The sequence below is a fragment of the Acinetobacter sp. S54 genome (genome assembly GCF_016624945.1).
Lineage (GTDB): Bacteria > Pseudomonadota > Gammaproteobacteria > Pseudomonadales > Moraxellaceae > Acinetobacter.
Window position 1 is genome coordinate 62,138 of the sequence record NZ_JACVUI010000009.1, and the last position, 16,338, is coordinate 78,475.

General features: G+C 41.8%; 14 protein-coding genes. 10 read left to right on the plus strand and 4 right to left on the minus strand.

Going from position 1 to position 16,338, the window contains the following annotated elements; translation table 11 throughout:
• Nucleotides 1–8: 8 nt before the first annotated feature.
• Entirely contained in the window at nucleotides 9–1,028 is a 1,020-nt protein-coding gene (galE, locus tag IAE20_RS12605; protein ID WP_200461104.1) for a UDP-glucose 4-epimerase GalE, read from the plus strand.
• A 45-nt stretch (nucleotides 1,029–1,073) separates the two neighbouring features.
• Here the strand turns inward: galE and IAE20_RS12610 are convergent, their stop codons facing one another.
• Both IAE20_RS12610 and IAE20_RS12615 read right to left on the minus strand, forming a co-directional pair.
• Nucleotides 1,074–2,441: a phosphomannomutase CpsG gene (locus IAE20_RS12610; protein ID WP_200461103.1), complete on the minus strand. Its 1,368-nt coding sequence runs from the start codon at nucleotides 2,439–2,441 to the stop codon at nucleotides 1,074–1,076.
• 135 nt (nucleotides 2,442–2,576) lie between these two features.
• Nucleotides 2,577–3,476 carry a LysR family transcriptional regulator gene (locus IAE20_RS12615; RefSeq protein ID WP_320159398.1) on the minus strand — a complete coding sequence of 300 codons (900 nt, stop codon included), beginning with the start codon at nucleotides 3,474–3,476 and terminating at the stop codon, nucleotides 2,577–2,579.
• 471 nt (nucleotides 3,477–3,947) lie between these two features.
• Here IAE20_RS12615 and lldP point away from each other — a divergent pair, with 471 nt between their 5' ends.
• The 5 genes from lldP (at nucleotide 3,948) to IAE20_RS16875 (ending at nucleotide 9,543) form a co-directional block, all read left to right on the plus strand.
• Nucleotides 3,948–5,609: an L-lactate permease gene (gene lldP / locus IAE20_RS12620; RefSeq protein WP_200461102.1), complete on the plus strand. Its 1,662-nt coding sequence runs from the start codon at nucleotides 3,948–3,950 to the stop codon at nucleotides 5,607–5,609.
• 20 nt (nucleotides 5,610–5,629) lie between these two features.
• Complete coding sequence (gene lldR, locus IAE20_RS12625; RefSeq protein ID WP_200482444.1) at nucleotides 5,630–6,382, plus strand: transcriptional regulator LldR; 753 nt, start codon at nucleotides 5,630–5,632, stop codon at nucleotides 6,380–6,382.
• The gene (gene lldD, locus IAE20_RS12630; protein WP_200482418.1) at nucleotides 6,379–7,533 is read left to right on the plus strand and encodes an FMN-dependent L-lactate dehydrogenase LldD; all 1,155 of its coding nucleotides are present in this window, start codon (nucleotides 6,379–6,381) and stop codon (nucleotides 7,531–7,533) included. The genes lldR and lldD overlap by 4 nt, the downstream gene beginning before the upstream one ends.
• 21 nt (nucleotides 7,534–7,554) lie before the next feature.
• A complete protein-coding gene (dld, locus tag IAE20_RS12635; protein ID WP_200482417.1) occupies nucleotides 7,555–9,270 on the plus strand; it encodes a D-lactate dehydrogenase in 1,716 nt (571 codons plus the stop codon).
• Nucleotides 9,271–9,420: 150 nt separating this feature from the next.
• Nucleotides 9,421–9,543, plus strand: a complete 123-nt coding sequence (locus IAE20_RS16875; protein WP_265092588.1) for a hypothetical protein — start codon at nucleotides 9,421–9,423, stop codon at nucleotides 9,541–9,543.
• Nucleotides 9,544–9,610: 67 nt separating this feature from the next.
• Here IAE20_RS16875 and IAE20_RS12640 read toward each other — a convergent pair whose 3' ends face one another.
• Together IAE20_RS12640 and IAE20_RS12645 are read right to left on the minus strand one after the other, a co-directional pair.
• Nucleotides 9,611–10,825 carry an aromatic amino acid transaminase gene (locus IAE20_RS12640; protein WP_200482416.1) on the minus strand — a complete coding sequence of 405 codons (1,215 nt, stop codon included), beginning with the start codon at nucleotides 10,823–10,825 and terminating at the stop codon, nucleotides 9,611–9,613.
• Nucleotides 10,826–11,226: 401 nt separating this feature from the next.
• The gene (locus IAE20_RS12645; protein WP_200482415.1) at nucleotides 11,227–11,694 is read right to left on the minus strand and encodes an Lrp/AsnC ligand binding domain-containing protein; all 468 of its coding nucleotides are present in this window, start codon (nucleotides 11,692–11,694) and stop codon (nucleotides 11,227–11,229) included.
• Nucleotides 11,695–11,830: 136 nt separating this feature from the next.
• Between IAE20_RS12645 and IAE20_RS12650 the strand changes: the two genes are divergently transcribed.
• From IAE20_RS12650 to IAE20_RS12665, 4 genes are all read left to right on the plus strand, one after another.
• Entirely contained in the window at nucleotides 11,831–13,090 is a 1,260-nt protein-coding gene (locus IAE20_RS12650) for a D-amino acid dehydrogenase (protein ID WP_200482414.1), read from the plus strand.
• 29 nt (nucleotides 13,091–13,119) lie between these two features.
• The gene (alr, locus tag IAE20_RS12655) at nucleotides 13,120–14,247 is read left to right on the plus strand and encodes an alanine racemase (protein WP_200482413.1); all 1,128 of its coding nucleotides are present in this window, start codon (nucleotides 13,120–13,122) and stop codon (nucleotides 14,245–14,247) included.
• On the plus strand, nucleotides 14,234–14,593 hold the full coding sequence (locus IAE20_RS12660) for a RidA family protein (RefSeq protein WP_200461095.1): 360 nt from the start codon (nucleotides 14,234–14,236) through the stop codon (nucleotides 14,591–14,593). The genes alr and IAE20_RS12660 overlap by 14 nt, the downstream gene beginning before the upstream one ends.
• Nucleotides 14,594–14,783: 190 nt before the next feature.
• Nucleotides 14,784–16,217 (plus strand): amino acid permease, encoded by a 1,434-nt coding sequence (locus tag IAE20_RS12665; RefSeq protein ID WP_200482412.1) that lies wholly within the window; start codon nucleotides 14,784–14,786, stop codon nucleotides 16,215–16,217.
• The last annotated feature ends 121 nt before the right edge of the window (nucleotides 16,218–16,338 follow it).

Sequence of the window (16,338 nt, forward strand, 5' to 3'; positions counted from 1 at the left end):
GACAAAACATGGCAAATATTTTAGTGACTGGTGGCGCTGGATACATCGGTTCGCATACCTGTGTTGAATTACTAAATGCAAACCATGACGTTGTGGTGTTAGATAATTTATCCAACAGTTCTATAGAATCAATCAATCGGGTTCAGGAATTGACTGGAAAATTCCTGACTTTTGTCGAGGGTGATATTCGTCATGCTGAACAACTGGATCAGGTTTTTGCCCAACATCAGATTGACGCCGTTATTCATTTTGCGGGTTTGAAAGCGGTCGGTGAAAGTCAGCAACAACCGCTTATTTATTTTGATAATAATATTGCGGGAAGTATTAACCTCGTAAATGCCATGCAACGTGCAGGGGTGTTTAAATTGGTATTTAGTTCTTCTGCCACAGTCTACGATGAAGCGAATACTTCGCCACTGAATGAAGACATGCCAACAGGTATGCCATCGAATAATTATGGTTATACCAAACTGATCGTTGAACAAATGCTACAGAAGTTAGCGATTGCTGATGAGCGTTGGTCAATTGCCCTATTGCGCTATTTTAATCCCGTTGGGGCGCACAAAAGTGGTCGTATTGGAGAAGATCCGCAGGGAGTTCCAAATAATCTCATGCCATATGTTACCCAAGTGGCTGTAGGTCGTCGTAAAAAATTAGCAATTTTTGGCAATGACTATGACACAGTGGATGGGACAGGCGTACGTGATTACATTCATGTCGTAGATTTGGCCAATGCGCATTTATGTGCCTTGAATAATCGTTTGCAAAATATTGGCTGTCGTGCATGGAATATTGGGACAGGGAACGGTTCATCGGTATTACAAGTCAAAAATACCTTTGAACAGGTCAATGGTGTTCCTGTGGCCTTTGAGTTTGCACCACGTCGTGAAGGGGATGTTGCCACTTCTTTTGCCAATAACCAACGCGCGATAGATGAGCTAGGCTGGACAGCAAAATATACGCTGGAAGATATGCTTAAGGACAGTTGGCATTGGCAGAAGCAGAATCCAAAGGGATACGAAAGTTAAAAGAGAAGCTATAAAAGGATGCATTAGCATCCTTTTTTATTAATTTTAAGCCTGAATCAACGCTGTTAATTCATTTACATATTCTTGCATCGGACGCGCTTGATCACCACGACTTTCAATATTTAAACGGAGTAAAGGCTCAGTATTGGAAGCGCGTACATTGAAGCGCCAAATACCAAAATCCAGACTTACACCATCGGTACGGTCAATTTCAGGATTTTGCATTGCATAGTGGTCAAATAACGTTTGAATTGTGCTTTGAGTGTCTGTCACTTTAAAGTTAATCTCACCACTACAGGGAAACTTCGCAATCATATTTTCAACTAAGGTTGAAAGAGATTGGCCTGTTTCAGAAAGTAGCGCAATGGTGAGTAGCCATGGAATCATACCGCTGTCACAATAAGCGAAATCACGGAAGTAGTGATGGGCGCTCATTTCACCGCCATATACGGCATTGTGTTCGCGCATCACATCTTTAATAAAGGCATGACCTGATTTGGATTGTACGGCTTCGCCCTGATATTTTTCGACAATATCCAAGGTATTCCAAACTAAACGTGGATCGTGCACAATTTTTTCACCAGATTGTTTGATTAAAAAGGCTTGTGCCAAGAGTCCAACAATATAGTAGCCTTCGATAAATTGGCCTTTTTCATCAAATAAAAAGCAACGGTCAAAATCACCATCCCACGCGATTCCAAGATCCGCACCATGTTGAAGAACGGCATCACGGGTACTATCACGGTTTTCAATTAAAATTGGGTTAGGAATCCCATTTGGGAAATTCCCATCGGCTTCATGATGAATTTTGATAAATTCAACAGGTACATTGAAAGTTTTAAACTGATCTTCAATCGCATCAATGACATGACCCGCTGCACCATTACCTGCATTTACCACCAGTTTAAGCGGCTTGATTTTAGCAGGATCAATATAGCTCATCAGGTGATCGACAAACTCAGGCAGGATATTATAACGACTTGTTGTGCCCTTATTTTCAACTTCATTGAACTGTTGTGATTCAGCCAAAGCCTGAATCTCTTTTAAACCTGTATCAGCACTAATCGGACGGGCATTTTCACGCACCAATTTCATGCCGTTATAGTCCATCGGGTTATGACTCGCTGTGACTTCAATACCACCTTGTACATCCAGATGAAAAGCCGCAAAATACACTTCTTCTGTCCCTGTCATGCCCAAATCAAGAACATTCACGCCTGCATCATTTAAACCGCGGATTGTGGCTTGTTTTAAGCCTTCGCTGCTTAAGCGAATATCGCAACCGACCACTACGGTTTTAGGTTGATAGATTTGTCCATATGCACGGCCAATGGCATAAGCAATTTCTTCATTCAGTTCAGTTTCGAGTTTGCCTCGGATGTCATAGGCTTTAAAACAAGTCAATGTGGTCATTTGTAGAATAATTAGCGTAAAAAGTTTGTGAGATTATTATACAGAACTGTGTTTAAAATCCGAGTCAAAAAGTAGGACGCTTACATCAATCCACTGAAATGCGATCAAGAACAACGATTCTGAAATGATCGGAGATTAGGACATATTTTTAAAAATTTCGTAGCACGATTTACGGAACCACTGATGGCTGGTTTTATGATGACAACACATATGCCAATGCTGTTTGATGCTATAGGTTGGAAAATCGACAGGCGCATCTAGAATTTGTAAATTGTCACGCGACAGTAGCACTTTACTTAAGTAGTAAGGGACGGTGGCGATGGCATCCGTTTCCTGCACCATTAAACCGACGCCGAGATAACTTGGTAAGCGAATAAGAATATCACGCTTCACACCGCTGTTTTGTAAGGCATTTTCGATTTGGTAATGTCCTACACCCGTATCAATATCGATGTGCAATTCACGCATATAATCGTCGATTGTAAAGTTTTCAGCATTAATACGTGGATGATCTTTACGTGAAATCACCACATAACGCTGTGAAAATAATTTTTGTTGATAAAATCCATCTTCAAGCTGTGGTAGAAAGCCAATGGCCATATCGATTTCGCCGTTGGCCATTTGATAACTGGTTTCTAGACTAATGGGACGGACATTAATACGAATTTGTGGGGCACTTTGTGCTAAGAAATTAGAAATTTTAGGTAAAAGTACCAGATGGGATACATCTGTCATGGCCAATGTCAGTATCAGATCTGATTTAGACGGTTCAAAATTTAAACTAAAATTATTAATACTCTCGACTTTATTGATGACTTCACTGACTAATGGAAAAAGCTGTTTAGATAATTCCGTTGGAATCATTTCATTGCCTACCCGTAAGAATAATGGATCATCAAAATGCTGGCGAATTTTAACCAAACCATTACTAATCGTAGGCTGACTTACACCAATTACATCCGCCGCAGCTGAGACGCTTTTGGATTTATAAATATGATAAAAAATATTTAGTAAACGGCTATCTAAATCGAACACCTATTTTTCCTTTTCACCAAACCGATTGGCTGACTTCTTATACCAAGAATCTACCGATCTTAATTATTCGTCAATCCTTGTATCGATGACTTCATCTAAAAGGCGGATTGAGACTTGCTAGAGTGTGGTTTTATACGAAATCTGCCCACAAAATAAAACAGCCTTTTGTTCCAAACGCCACTTTCTTAAAATTTATTGATCATTAAAAGTCATAAATAGACTAAAACTTTAGTCGTAGATTAAAGTATGTTATCCCATCTAAGCATTAGATTTCATCATATTTTATTATTGGTCATACCAATAATATTCTTATTTTGCCTTGAAATGCTGATTTAGACTATTTATGATGCGATTATTCACAAAGTTCTATTGGATTTTTGTCTTAAATTAAAATTGGTAATACCAATTTTATAATAAATACTGAATCGTGATGATTCATATCAAGCAAATATCTGGCAGCATTTCAAGGAGATGACAATGCTCAATGTTTGGCAGCAAGTTTATGATCCATTTGGTAATATTTGGCTTTCTAGTCTTATTGCCTTGATCCCAATTATCTTTTTCTTTTTGGCATTAGCTGTTTTTCGTTTAAAGGGCAGTATTGCTGCAACATTAACGGTTATTATTGCGTTGGGCATCGCACTGTTCTTCTATCAAATGCCTGCGGCTATGGCCTTCGCTTCACTTATCTATGGCTTTTTCTATGGCTTATGGCCGATTGCCTGGATTATTCTGGGTGCGGTATTCCTGTATAAAATTTCGGTTAAGACGGGTCAGTTTGACATTATCCGTTCCAGTATTCTTTCGATCACTGAAGATCAGCGCTTACAAATGCTGTTGGTTGGTTTTGCGTTTGGTACTTTTTTGGAGGGTGCGGCAGGTTTTGGTGCGCCTGTGGCGATTACTGCGGCTTTGCTCATGGGCCTTGGTTTTAAACCTTTATATGCTGCGGGTCTTTGTTTAATTGTGAATACTGCACCCGTAGCGTTTGGTGCGATGGGTATTCCCATTATCGTAGCAGGACAGGTTTCTGGCGTCGATACCATGGAAATCAGTCAAATGGTTGGTCGCCAGTTACCATTTCTGGTGATCATCGTATTGTTCTGGATCATGGCGATTATGGATGGTTGGCGCGGTGTGAAAGAAACTTGGCCTGCGGTGATCGTGGGTGGAGGTTCTTTTGCCATTGCTCAATATCTGACTTCTAACTTTATTGGACCAGAGCTGCCGGATATTACCGCGGCAATTGCCTCATTAGTCAGTTTGACGTTGTTATTTAAAGTCTGGCAGCCGAAGCATATTTTCCGTTTCGCAGAAGCAGAAAAGTTAGACCGAGAAACAACTTCCGTCACTCAATATTCTCTTGGACAAATTGCTAAAGCATGGTCACCGTTTGCAATTTTGACTGCGATGGTAACGTTATGGAGCATTAAACCTTTTAAAGATTTATTTGCCAAAGGCGGAGCACTGGAACACTGGATTTTTAAAATTGAAGTGCCTGCTTTACATCGACTGGTTGAAAAAATGCCACCAATCGTGTCTGAAAATACGCCGTATGATGCAATTTATAAGTTTGACTGGTTTTCAGCAACCGGAACCGCGATTTTTATTGCAGCAATTATCACTGTCATTTTCTTAAAGATGAGTGCGAAACAAGCGGTATGTACCTTTGGTGAAACTTTAAATGAGCTGAAAGTTCCGATTTATTCAATTGGTATGGTATTGGCATTTGCCTTTATTGCCAATTATTCAGGTTTATCTGCAACTTTAGCTCTGGCATTGTCACACACGGGTCATGCATTTACTTTCTTCTCGCCATTTCTGGGATGGTTGGGAGTGTTCCTGACGGGATCGGATACGTCATCCAATGCGCTATTTTCTGCATTACAGGCAACGACGGCCCAACAAATTGGGATTCCAGAAGTGTTATTGGTTGCAGCCAATACCAGTGGCGGTGTGACAGGTAAAATGATTTCTCCTCAATCGATTGCGATTGCATGTGCGGCAGTAGGTTTAGTCGGTAAAGAATCAGATTTGTTCCGTTTTACTGTAAAACATAGCATCATATTTACCATCTTTGTGGGAATCATCGTGACGTTACAGGCATATATCGTGCCGTGGATGATTCCTTAAGCGAAATTGAAGGAAAAATGATGCGAGTCTCTGATCAGGTGGTACATAAGTTACAGGCGCTTATTGAGCAGCGTAATCTCAAACAAGGAGATCGTCTGCCTGCCGAGCGTCAACTAGCGACCAGTTTGGGGATTTCGCGTCCATCATTACGCGAAGCTATTCAGCAACTTAACAGTCTGGGTGTTTTGTCCAGTCGCCGTGGTGATGGCACTTATATTCAGCAACTCCCTGAAACATGGCCACAGCAATTAATAGTTGAACCGATTAGCCATTTGATGCAGGACGACCCGCATTATCGATTTGATGTGCAAGAGTCACGTTTGGTACTCGAAGGGGGTACCGCTTGGTATGCTGCCCTGCGTTCAACGGAAGCCGATCGTGCCAAGATCCATCAATATTTTGATGAAATTGCACATCATCAGGCACGAGGTGATTCTGCAGCGGCGGCAGTTGCAGATGCCAATTTTCATCTGGCGATTGCTGAAGCATCACATAATGTAGTGCTGATCCAAATGATGCGCAGTTTATTTGATTTATTGCAATACAACGTCTTTTTGGGACGTAAAAAAGTGTATGAGCATCCAGTGAGTGCTGATCTGCTTAGTGATCAGCATTTTCAAGTAATGGATGCGATTGACCGTAAAGATGCCCAAGCTGCACGTGATGCAGTATGTGGCCATATTGAATTTGTCATCGATCATGTACGTTCTCTGGATGAAGATGAAGCTCGCCAGAAACGTGCGACACGTTTAACCAGGATTGATCCAACATGATTATTTCTTCTTCAAATGATTATCGTGAAGCAGCGCGTCGTCGTTTGCCGCCTTTTTTATTTCACTATATTGATGGTGGTGCATACGCAGAATATACCCTGAAACGTAATGTTGAAGATTTGTCCGAAATTGCATTAAGACAACGTGTATTAAATGACATGTCTAGTTTGAGTCTGGAAACTAAACTGTTTGATGAAACCCTGTCTATGCCTGTGGCATTATCTCCTGTTGGTTTAACGGGTATGTATGCGCGTCGCGGTGAAGTACAGGCTGCGGTTGCAGCAGATAAAAAGGGCATTCCATTTACGCTATCTACGGTTTCCGTGTGCCCGATTGAAGAGGTAACACCTGCGATTGGACGTCCAATGTGGTTCCAGTTGTATGTATTGCGTGATCGTGGTTTTATGCGAAATGCACTCGAACGCGCTAAAGCGGCGGGTTGTTCTACATTGGTATTTACCGTAGATATGCCTGTACCGGGTGCACGTTATCGCGATGCACATTCGGGTATGAGTGGGCCTAATGCTGCGATGCGCCGTTATTTGCAGGCGGTGACGCATCCTCAGTGGGCATGGGATGTTGGTTTATTAGGGCGTCCGCATGATCTGGGAAATATTTCCAAATATTTAGGTAAGCCCACAGGACTGGAAGATTATATTGGCTGGTTGGGTGCCAATTTTGATCCATCGATTTCTTGGAAAGATCTGGAATGGATTCGTGAGTTTTGGGATGGGCCCATGGTCATCAAAGGCATTTTAGATCCAGAAGATGCCAAAGATGCGGTACGTTTTGGTGCAGATGGTATTGTGGTTTCCAATCATGGTGGTCGTCAGCTGGATGGTGTGATGTCCTCGGCGCGGGCGCTACCTGCGATTGCAGATGCGGTTAAAGGCGATCTTACTATTTTGGCCGATTCAGGTATTCGTAATGGTCTGGATGTCGTGCGTATGTTGGCTTTGGGTGCAGATAGCGTGATGTTGGGACGCGCCTTTATTTATGCATTGGCAGCAGCAGGTGGACAGGGCGTGAGTAATCTACTGGATCTAATCGATAAAGAAATGCGTGTCGCCATGACGTTGACGGGTGCAAAAAGTATTGCTGATATTAACGCGGATTGTCTGGTACAAGTCAATAAACTGATTCAAGCCTAACCCTGTTGAAAGGAGATGTCCATGCTGACCCATGTTGATCTGAACGTGTTGTTGTCACAGTTGCAACATCTGGTGGGTAAAGCCCACGTCCTGACCGATGATCAACATACTCGGCAGTATCGTCAGGGACGTCGTTTTGGTGAAGGTAAGGTGTTGGCAGTGGTCTGTCCGGGAAGTTTGCTTGAACAATGGCAGGTGCTACAGGCCGTGATTGCCGCAGATTGTATCGTGATTATGCAGGCAGCCAATACGGGACTTACAGGGGGGTCGACCCCCTATGGCGAGGACTATGATCGTCCAGTAATTATCATGAGTACGCGTCGTTTAACAGGCATACACGTGATTCATGAGGGTCAGCAAGTCGTGTGCTTACCTGGTGCAACACTGGATCGTTTAGAGCAAATTTTAAAGCCTTATCAGCGTGAGCCGCATTCGGTGATTGGTTCTTCCTGTATTGGGGCATCGGTTTTAGGTGGGGTCTGTAATAATTCTGGTGGTGCATTGGTACGCCGAGGGCCAGCATATACGGAACTGGCACTCTATGCGCAGGTGGATGATCAGGGTCAATTGCAGCTCATCAATCATTTAGGCATTGATCTGGGGCAAACCCCTGAAGAAATATTGAGCCGATTACAACAACAACGCTATCAAGCCAGTGATATACAAGATGATACCACCCGTCAGGCTTCAGATCAGCGTTATGCGCATGATGTGACTCAGGTCGATGCGGATAGCCCAGCGCGATTTAATGCCGATCCTTCACGTTTATTTGAAGCATCCGGTTCGGCTGGAAAAGTGTGTGTGTTCGCGGTACGTCTGGATACTTATGAAAAAGTGGCGAGTGATGTGTTTTATATTGGTAGTAATGATGCCAATGATCTCACTGCAATTCGCCGTTATCTATTGACTGCATTGCCAAGTTTACCGATCGCAGGGGAATATATCCATCGCGATGCTTATCTGATTGGTGAAAAATACGGTAAGGATACTTTCTTATTTATCGAGAAGTTTGGCACAGCAAATGTCCCTAAAGCTTTTGCTTTAAAAGATAAAATTGATGGGTTTCTAGAAAAATTTAAAATTAAGGGGCTAACGGATCACTTTTTACAAGCCCTGACTTTTTTCCTGCCAAACCATCTTCCTAAACGCATGACAGAGTTTCGTGATCACTATGAACATCATTTGATTCTAAGAGTTGAAACTAATAGTAAAGATCAGACAGAGCAATTTCTAAAAGAATATTTTGCTGTGCATCCTAGCGGTGCTTATTTTTTATGTGATGAGGAAGAGGGTCGCAAAGCTTTTCTACATCGTTTTGCGATAGCGGGTGCAGCCATTCGCTATCGCGATACGCATCGTAGTGAAGTGGAAGATATTGTGGCACTGGATATTGCGTTGCGCCGTAACGATCGAGATTGGGTCGAGCAACTTCCTACTGACATGGAACAGAAAATTTTACATAAACTATATTATGGGCATTTTTTCTGTCATGTGTTTCATCAGGATTATATTGTCAAAAAAGGTGTTGATCCCTTAGCAATGGAACACCAGATGTGGACATTGCTGGATGCACGTCGAGCAGAATATCCCGCCGAACATAATGTAGGACATTTATATATTGCTAAGCCTGCATTAGCCAATTTTTATCAAAAGCTGGATCCTACCAATAGTTTTAATGTTGGAATTGGACATACTTCCAAGCTTAAATATTGGGGCAAAAGTCATATAAAGCTTTAAAAATAATTTATATTTATAGGGCATTATGAAAATTATTTATTAAATTAAAGACTTAAATATTATCAATTGGATAATACTGATTTGGCTTTTGGAAAATCACAAAAATTCATCTGTTGAATTGATGATAGATCCTTGCACGGACTTACCAGAATGAACTCCAATGAAATTGCGCCTAATGATCATTATAATCGGCCAGAGCATTATCCTGATCATCAGTCGTCAGAACTTGATTTAGGTTTTGGACGTCTAACCCATCCTGATTTCGGATGCTAAGCTTGTATTGATATAAAAAGCCCGAGATACTCATATCTCGGGCTTTTGTGTTAATTTAATCAGTGGATTAAGCGCTGATCGGCTCTTTAGCCAAGACTTCTGCAACAGCTTTTGCGACGACATAAACATTATTCATGTTGAGACCAGCGACACAGATACGGCCGCTACGTACCAAATAAATTGCATAGTCGTCACGTAGCGTATCAACTTGTTCACCTGTAAGACCTGTATAACTAAACATGCCTTTTTGCTCGACTAAATAGTTAAAGTCACGCTCTGGTAAGGCTTTGCTTAACTCATCCCGCAAGATTTGACGCATTTTAATAATACGTTCACGCATTTGCTTTACTTCGTCTTGCCATTGTTGATTTAACTGGGTGTCATTTAGAACTTGATCAACTAGCCAAGCCCCTGTAGTTGGGGGACTCGAATAAATACGACGAACAGTTGCTTTTAGTTGTCCAAAAGTTGCTTGTGCGGCTTCAGCATCATCACAAACAAAAGTCAGGCCGCCAACGCGCTCACCATAAAGCGAGAAAATTTTTGAGAATGAATTGCTGACGATAAAGTTCAGACCTGCCTGATCCATCGCGCGAATTGCATAAGCATCCTGCTCCATACCATCACCAAAGCCCTGATAAGCAATGTCAAGGAATGGAATTAAACGACCTGTTTGAAGCACTTCAATCACTTGATCCCACTGCGCCCGGTTTAAATCTGCACCTGTTGGGTTATGACAGCAAGGATGTAGTAACACAATACTCTGTTCGGGTAATTGTTTGAGGGTAGAAAGCATTGCCTCAAAATTTACGCCGCCAGTTTGAGCATCAAAATACGGATAAAAATGGGTTTTAAAACCAGCCCCACTAAAAATGGCAACATGGTTATCCCAAGTGGGTTGACTGACCCATACTTCAGAATTTGGGAAATAGTTCTTAAGAAAATCCGCCCCCACTTTGAGTGCGCCTGAACCACCTAAAGTCTGAATAGTCACTGCACGACCACTTTGCACGGCTGGGCTATTTGCTCCAAATAATAATGCCTGAATTGCTTCGCGATAAGGTTTAAAACCTTCCATAGGCAAATACAGCTTGGTTTTGCTTTGCAGTGGTTCAATACGTTTTTGTGCTTCAATAATGGTATCAAGCTGAGGAACGATACTGTCTTCATTATAATAAAGACCAATACTTAAATTGACTTTGCCTTCACGCGGGTCGGCATTGAATTGTTCCATAAGCGATAAAATTGGATCGCCTGCATACGGGGGGATATGTTGAAACATCAAAAAAATCCTTTCATTTCACAGTTTGAACCAAAACTGCGCGGAGTTGAAGCGAGTGCATGATATTTAAGCAAACATCAAACCTGACTAATGTATCAGTAAGACCTGCATCGTGCCATGCTCTTCTAGTCTTAAGGCTGAAATATTTTTAACCTTATTTTGTAAAGATGATTGAAGTAAAATTTACGTCTTTTTTAGATGTCGATGATTTTTTTAGGCTACAAAGGCGTCCTTTAAGTGCACCTTTCTGATTTTTGGCCAAAAAAAACCACACAGGGGAGTGTGGCAAAAGTTTTAAGCTCTGAGGTCTTCAATTTAAAACGTGAGACTTAAAGAAAGCTTAATTCAGTGAAACAATATGTAAATTCTCTCTTAATGAGAATGTAGCTATATAAAACACATCATTGGCCAAGATCCAGATACAGGCTCTCTTTAATTTCCTCCATCACCACATAACTATGCGATGAAGCAGATGCAGGCAGTTTTTTTAAAATATTGCCGAGCAGTTTTCGATAGGCACTCATTTCCTTAAGTCGCGCTTTTACCAGATAATCAAACTCCCCAGAAATTAAATGACATTCAAGAACTTCAGGCACTTCAATCAGATCACGTGCGACTTGATCGAACACATCGCCTGATTTGGCGGAAAGCTTAATTTCCAGAAACACCAACAAATTACGATCCACATATGCAGGATTGAGCCGTGCGTAGTAACCCATAATGATGCCGTCACGTTCCAGACGTTTTACCCGCTCTGAACATGGGGTCGTAGATAAGTTAACGCGAGAAGCTAATTCACTGATTGCAATACGCCCTTCGCGTTGCAGAATGTCCAAAATCTGTCGATCAGTTCGATCCAGTGCCCGCATTATTTTTTCCTTTTTTTAGAATTTCTACACGACAAAACTGCCGATTTTCCTAGATTATAGTGCTTAAAACAGTGAAATAAACTATTGAAGCAAAAATATACTAGTTAAATTCACTGGTAGGCGTGAGGGAATAGAAATGCGCGTGATCGTTTTAGGTAGTGGAGTGATTGGAGTCGCAAGCGCGTACTACCTTGCACAACAGGGAGCACAAGTTACGGTACTTGATCGTCAGTCTGGACCTGCTGAAGAAACCAGTTTTGGTAATGCTGGGCAAGTTTCACCAGGTTACTCGACCCCTTGGGCTGCGCCAGGTATTCCATTTAAAGCCGTGAAATGGATGTTTCAACATCATGCACCACTCGCGATTAATATTGATGGCAGCATGTGGCAGCTTCAATGGATGGCACAAATGCTGAAAAATTGTAATCCAGAAAGCTATACTAAAAATAAAGAGCGCATGATGCGCGTCGCTGAGTATAGTCGCGACTGTTTAAAAGAATTACGTGAAACCACGGGTATCAGTTATGAAAGTCGTGCCAAAGGCACCCTACAGGTATTTCGTAGCGAAGCGCAGCTTGAAGCAGTTCATCGTGATATCGAAGTACTACAAGAGTGTGGCGTAAGCTATGAACTACTTTATCAAAATGATTTAGCCAAGGTTGAGCCTGCACTCGAATATGCTAAAGATAAATTGGTTGGCGGTTTACATTTACCTCATGATGAAACAGGGGATTGTTATTTATTTACCAATGCACTGGCGCAAAAAGCCCAAGAATTGGGTGTGGAATTTAAATTTAATCAAAACGTAGAAGCATTGGTGGTAGAAGGCGACGAGATTAAAGGCGTTCGAGTCAATGGTCAGGTTTTAACTGCGGATCGCTATATCTTGGCATTTGGTAGTTATTCGCGTGATTTCCTAAAACCACTACATCTAAATTTACCTGTTTATCCAGTCAAAGGTTATTCACTGACGATTCCAATTGTACGGCCTGAGTTTGCACCCCAATCTACGGTACTTGATGAAACTTATAAAATTGCTATCACTCGTTTTGATCAACGTATTCGTGTCGGTGGCATGGCTGAACTAAGTGGCTTTAATTTGGGATTAAATCAGGATCGTCGTGCCACTCTGGAAATGGTGACACAAGATCTGTTTCCGGGTGGAGATATGGCGCAAGCATCATTCTGGACAGGTTTACGTCCAATGACACCCGACAGTACCCCGATCATTGGTGCGACGCGCTTTAGTAATCTGTTTCTGAACACAGGACATGGAACTTTAGGGTGGACCATGGCATGTGGTTCAGGCAAGTTGATTAGTGACATTGTTCTTAATCATCCACCTGAAATTAGTACCGAAGGCTTATCACTACAGCGTTATTCACACGCAGCCTAAGACCAACCCATTAAGTTCAGGGAAGAACTATGCCACGTCCTATTCGTGCCATCATCCATCAAGATGCTTTGGCACATAATCTGAAAATTGCTCGAAAATACGCTCCGCAGCACGATGTCTTTGCAGTGGTCAAAGCCAATGCTTATGGACATGGGATTGAGCGAGTCTATTCATCTCTCAAAACTGCTGATGGTTTTGCTTTATTAGATATAGACGAAGCTAAACGTTTGCGAGCATTGGGTTGGACAGGGCCGATTTTACTGTTGGAAGGAATATTTTCGGCTCAGGATCTATTTGATTGTGCGGTTTTCCAGCTTAGTTTTAGCATTCATAGTGAAGCACAGCTTAACTGGTTGCTACAGCATCCTGAACCTGCCCAGTTTGATATTTTTCTGAAAATGAATAGTGGGATGAACCGTTTGGGCTTTCAGCCTGAACATTATCCTGAAGTCTGGCGCGCACTCCATTCCTGTACAGCCGTAAAAAGCCTAACACATATGATGCATTTTTCCGATGCGGATGGCGAACGTCTCGGTCAAGCGGGAATTGATGTACAGCTTAAAACCTTTGAAGACACTGTTCGGGATTTACCAGGTGAACGTTCAGTATGTAATAGTGCTGCGATTTTGCGACATTGTACGCAACTGACTTCTAAAACTGTACGTGCCGGCATTTTACTTTATGGCAGTTCACCTGATTTCCCTAAGCATAGTATTCAGGACTGGAATCTACAGCCGAGTATGAGTCTGCGCAGTGAGATTATTGCTATTCAAGATTTACAACCTAAGCAAACTGTAGGCTATGGTTCAACTTTTCAGGCAGATCAAGCCATGAAAATTGGGATCGTGGCTTGTGGTTATGCTGACGGCTATCAACGCAGTTCTGCCACAGGCACTCCTGTACTGGTCAATGGCATCCGAACACGTACGATTGGCCGTGTCAGTATGGATATGCTAGCGGTTGATATTACAGAAATTAAAAATGTCGAAATAGGTAGTGAAGTGGTGCTCTGGGGGAAATCCCGTTCAGGTGCGATTTTGGCTATTGATGAAGTCGCCGCGATGTCAGACACCATTGGTTATGAATTAATGTGTGGTGTAACCGCACGAGTTCCATTTTTTATTGAAACTGAAGGATATGATCATGTCAGCATCTGATATTGAAAGAATCAACACAACTCCTGTAATGAGTTCTGCCACCATTTTTAATCAAGTGGTGTATTTATCAGGACAAGTTCCTAAAAATACACAGCTTGATATTGAAGGTCAGACTCGTGAAATCTTGACAATGATTGATCAGCTTTTAGCACAAGCGAAAAGTGATAAATCACGTCTGCTGTCTGCACAGCTTTTTATTAAAAATTTAGACGATTTTTCAAAAGTTAATACCATCTGGATCGAGTGGCTAGATGGATTGGCAACGCCAGCCAGAGCCACCATTCAGGCAGATTTAGTGAATCCTGCATGGTTGATTGAGATTGCTGTGATTGCAGCACAACAATAAAGTTTTTATACATTTTCATCCAACCGATTTTAACTTTAAAACCAGAATTGCCAAGGAAAAGGATTCCTTCTGGTTTTGATTTTGATGGTAAAAGGCGAACAGTTTTGCGGCTTCTGCTTCGTTATTTCTTCAGTTGTCAGTAACGCAAAATTGATCAAAGCAAAGGGACATTTAAAAAGGATATTTAATTATGACAACAGTACGTCATCCTGAAGGCGAAAATTCGTCGCATGACTTGCAACGTAAACTGTCAAATCGCCATTTGCAACTAATTGCGATTGGCGGTGCGATTGGGACAGGGCTGTTTATGGGATCTGGTAAAACCATTTCATTGGCCGGCCCTTCGATTTTGTTTATTTACATGATCATTGGGTTTATGTTTTTCTTCCTAATGAGAGCTCTGGGCGAGCTTTTGCTTGCTAATCTACATTATAAATCGTTTGTAGATATGGCACATGATCTGATTGGGCCAGGCGCTGGTTATTATCTGGGCTGGACGTATTGGCTGGGTTGGGTGTTGGTTGGTATTGCAGATCTCGCGGCGATTATTAATTATCTGGGTTTTTGGCTACCCGATGGGATGACTTTTACGCCTATCGGACAAGCGCTGATCAGTGCAGGTTGTGTTCTGTTTGTATTGGCACTGAATCTGCTGACGGTTCGTCTATTCGGTGAAGTTGAATTCTGGTTCGCTCTCATCAAAATCTTGGCTATCCTGGGATTAATTGCCATCGGCGGTTTTATGGTGTTTAACCATTTTCAGGCTCCAGCAGGTACAGTGGCATCTTTTAGCAATATTTGGTCTTCGGGGGGGATGTTTCCCAAAGGTGCCGAGGGCTTTTTAGCAGGCTTTCAGATTGCGGTCTTTGCGTTTGTGGGGGTTGAATTGATTGGTACTACAGCAGCAGAAACCAAAGATCCGAAAAAGAATCTACCTAAAGCAATTAATGCAATCCCTATTCGAATTATTCTATTTTATGTACTGGCTTTACTCGTGGTCATGTCAGTAACGCCGTGGAATATGATCAGTGCGGATAAAAGCCCGTTTGTTGAATTGTTTTTGCATGCGGGTATTCCAACTTCAGCGATTATTATGAATCTAGTGGTTCTTTCTTCAGTCACTTCTTCTATGAATAGTGGGGTATTTTCTACTAGTCGTATGCTATTTGGTTTATCCAGAGGTGGTCAGGCACCACAAGCGTTGGCTCGTTTATCCAAACGAGCGGTTCCTGCCAATGGTTTACTGTTTTCCTGCCTGTTTATTATGGCTGGTGCAGCATTACAGTATTTTGTACCCAACACCATTGAAGCTTTTACGTTGGCCAGTTCCTTGTGTGTGATTTTATTTATTAGCGTCTGGGGACTGATCATGGTGTGTTATTTACGTTATCGTCAACTTAGACCTGAGCTACATGCCCAGTCGAGTTTTAAAATGCCGGGTGGGATTTGGATGAGCTATGTCGTGTTGGCTTTTCTGCTGTTTACTTTGGTGATTTTAGCGTTAGAACCCGATACGTTGAAGGCTTTATATATCAGTCCACTCTGGTTATTGATTTTGGCAGTCACTTATCAGGTGCTATATAAACCACGTATGAAACGACTCAAACAGCTTAAAAGTTCTTAATTGAATGTTTTTATTCAAAGGCATATAAACTTGGGTTAATATGCCTTTTTTATTTTAATAAAATTTAAAACTATTAAAATACCAAGTAAATTTATCGGGATTAAAATAAAATTCAGAACGA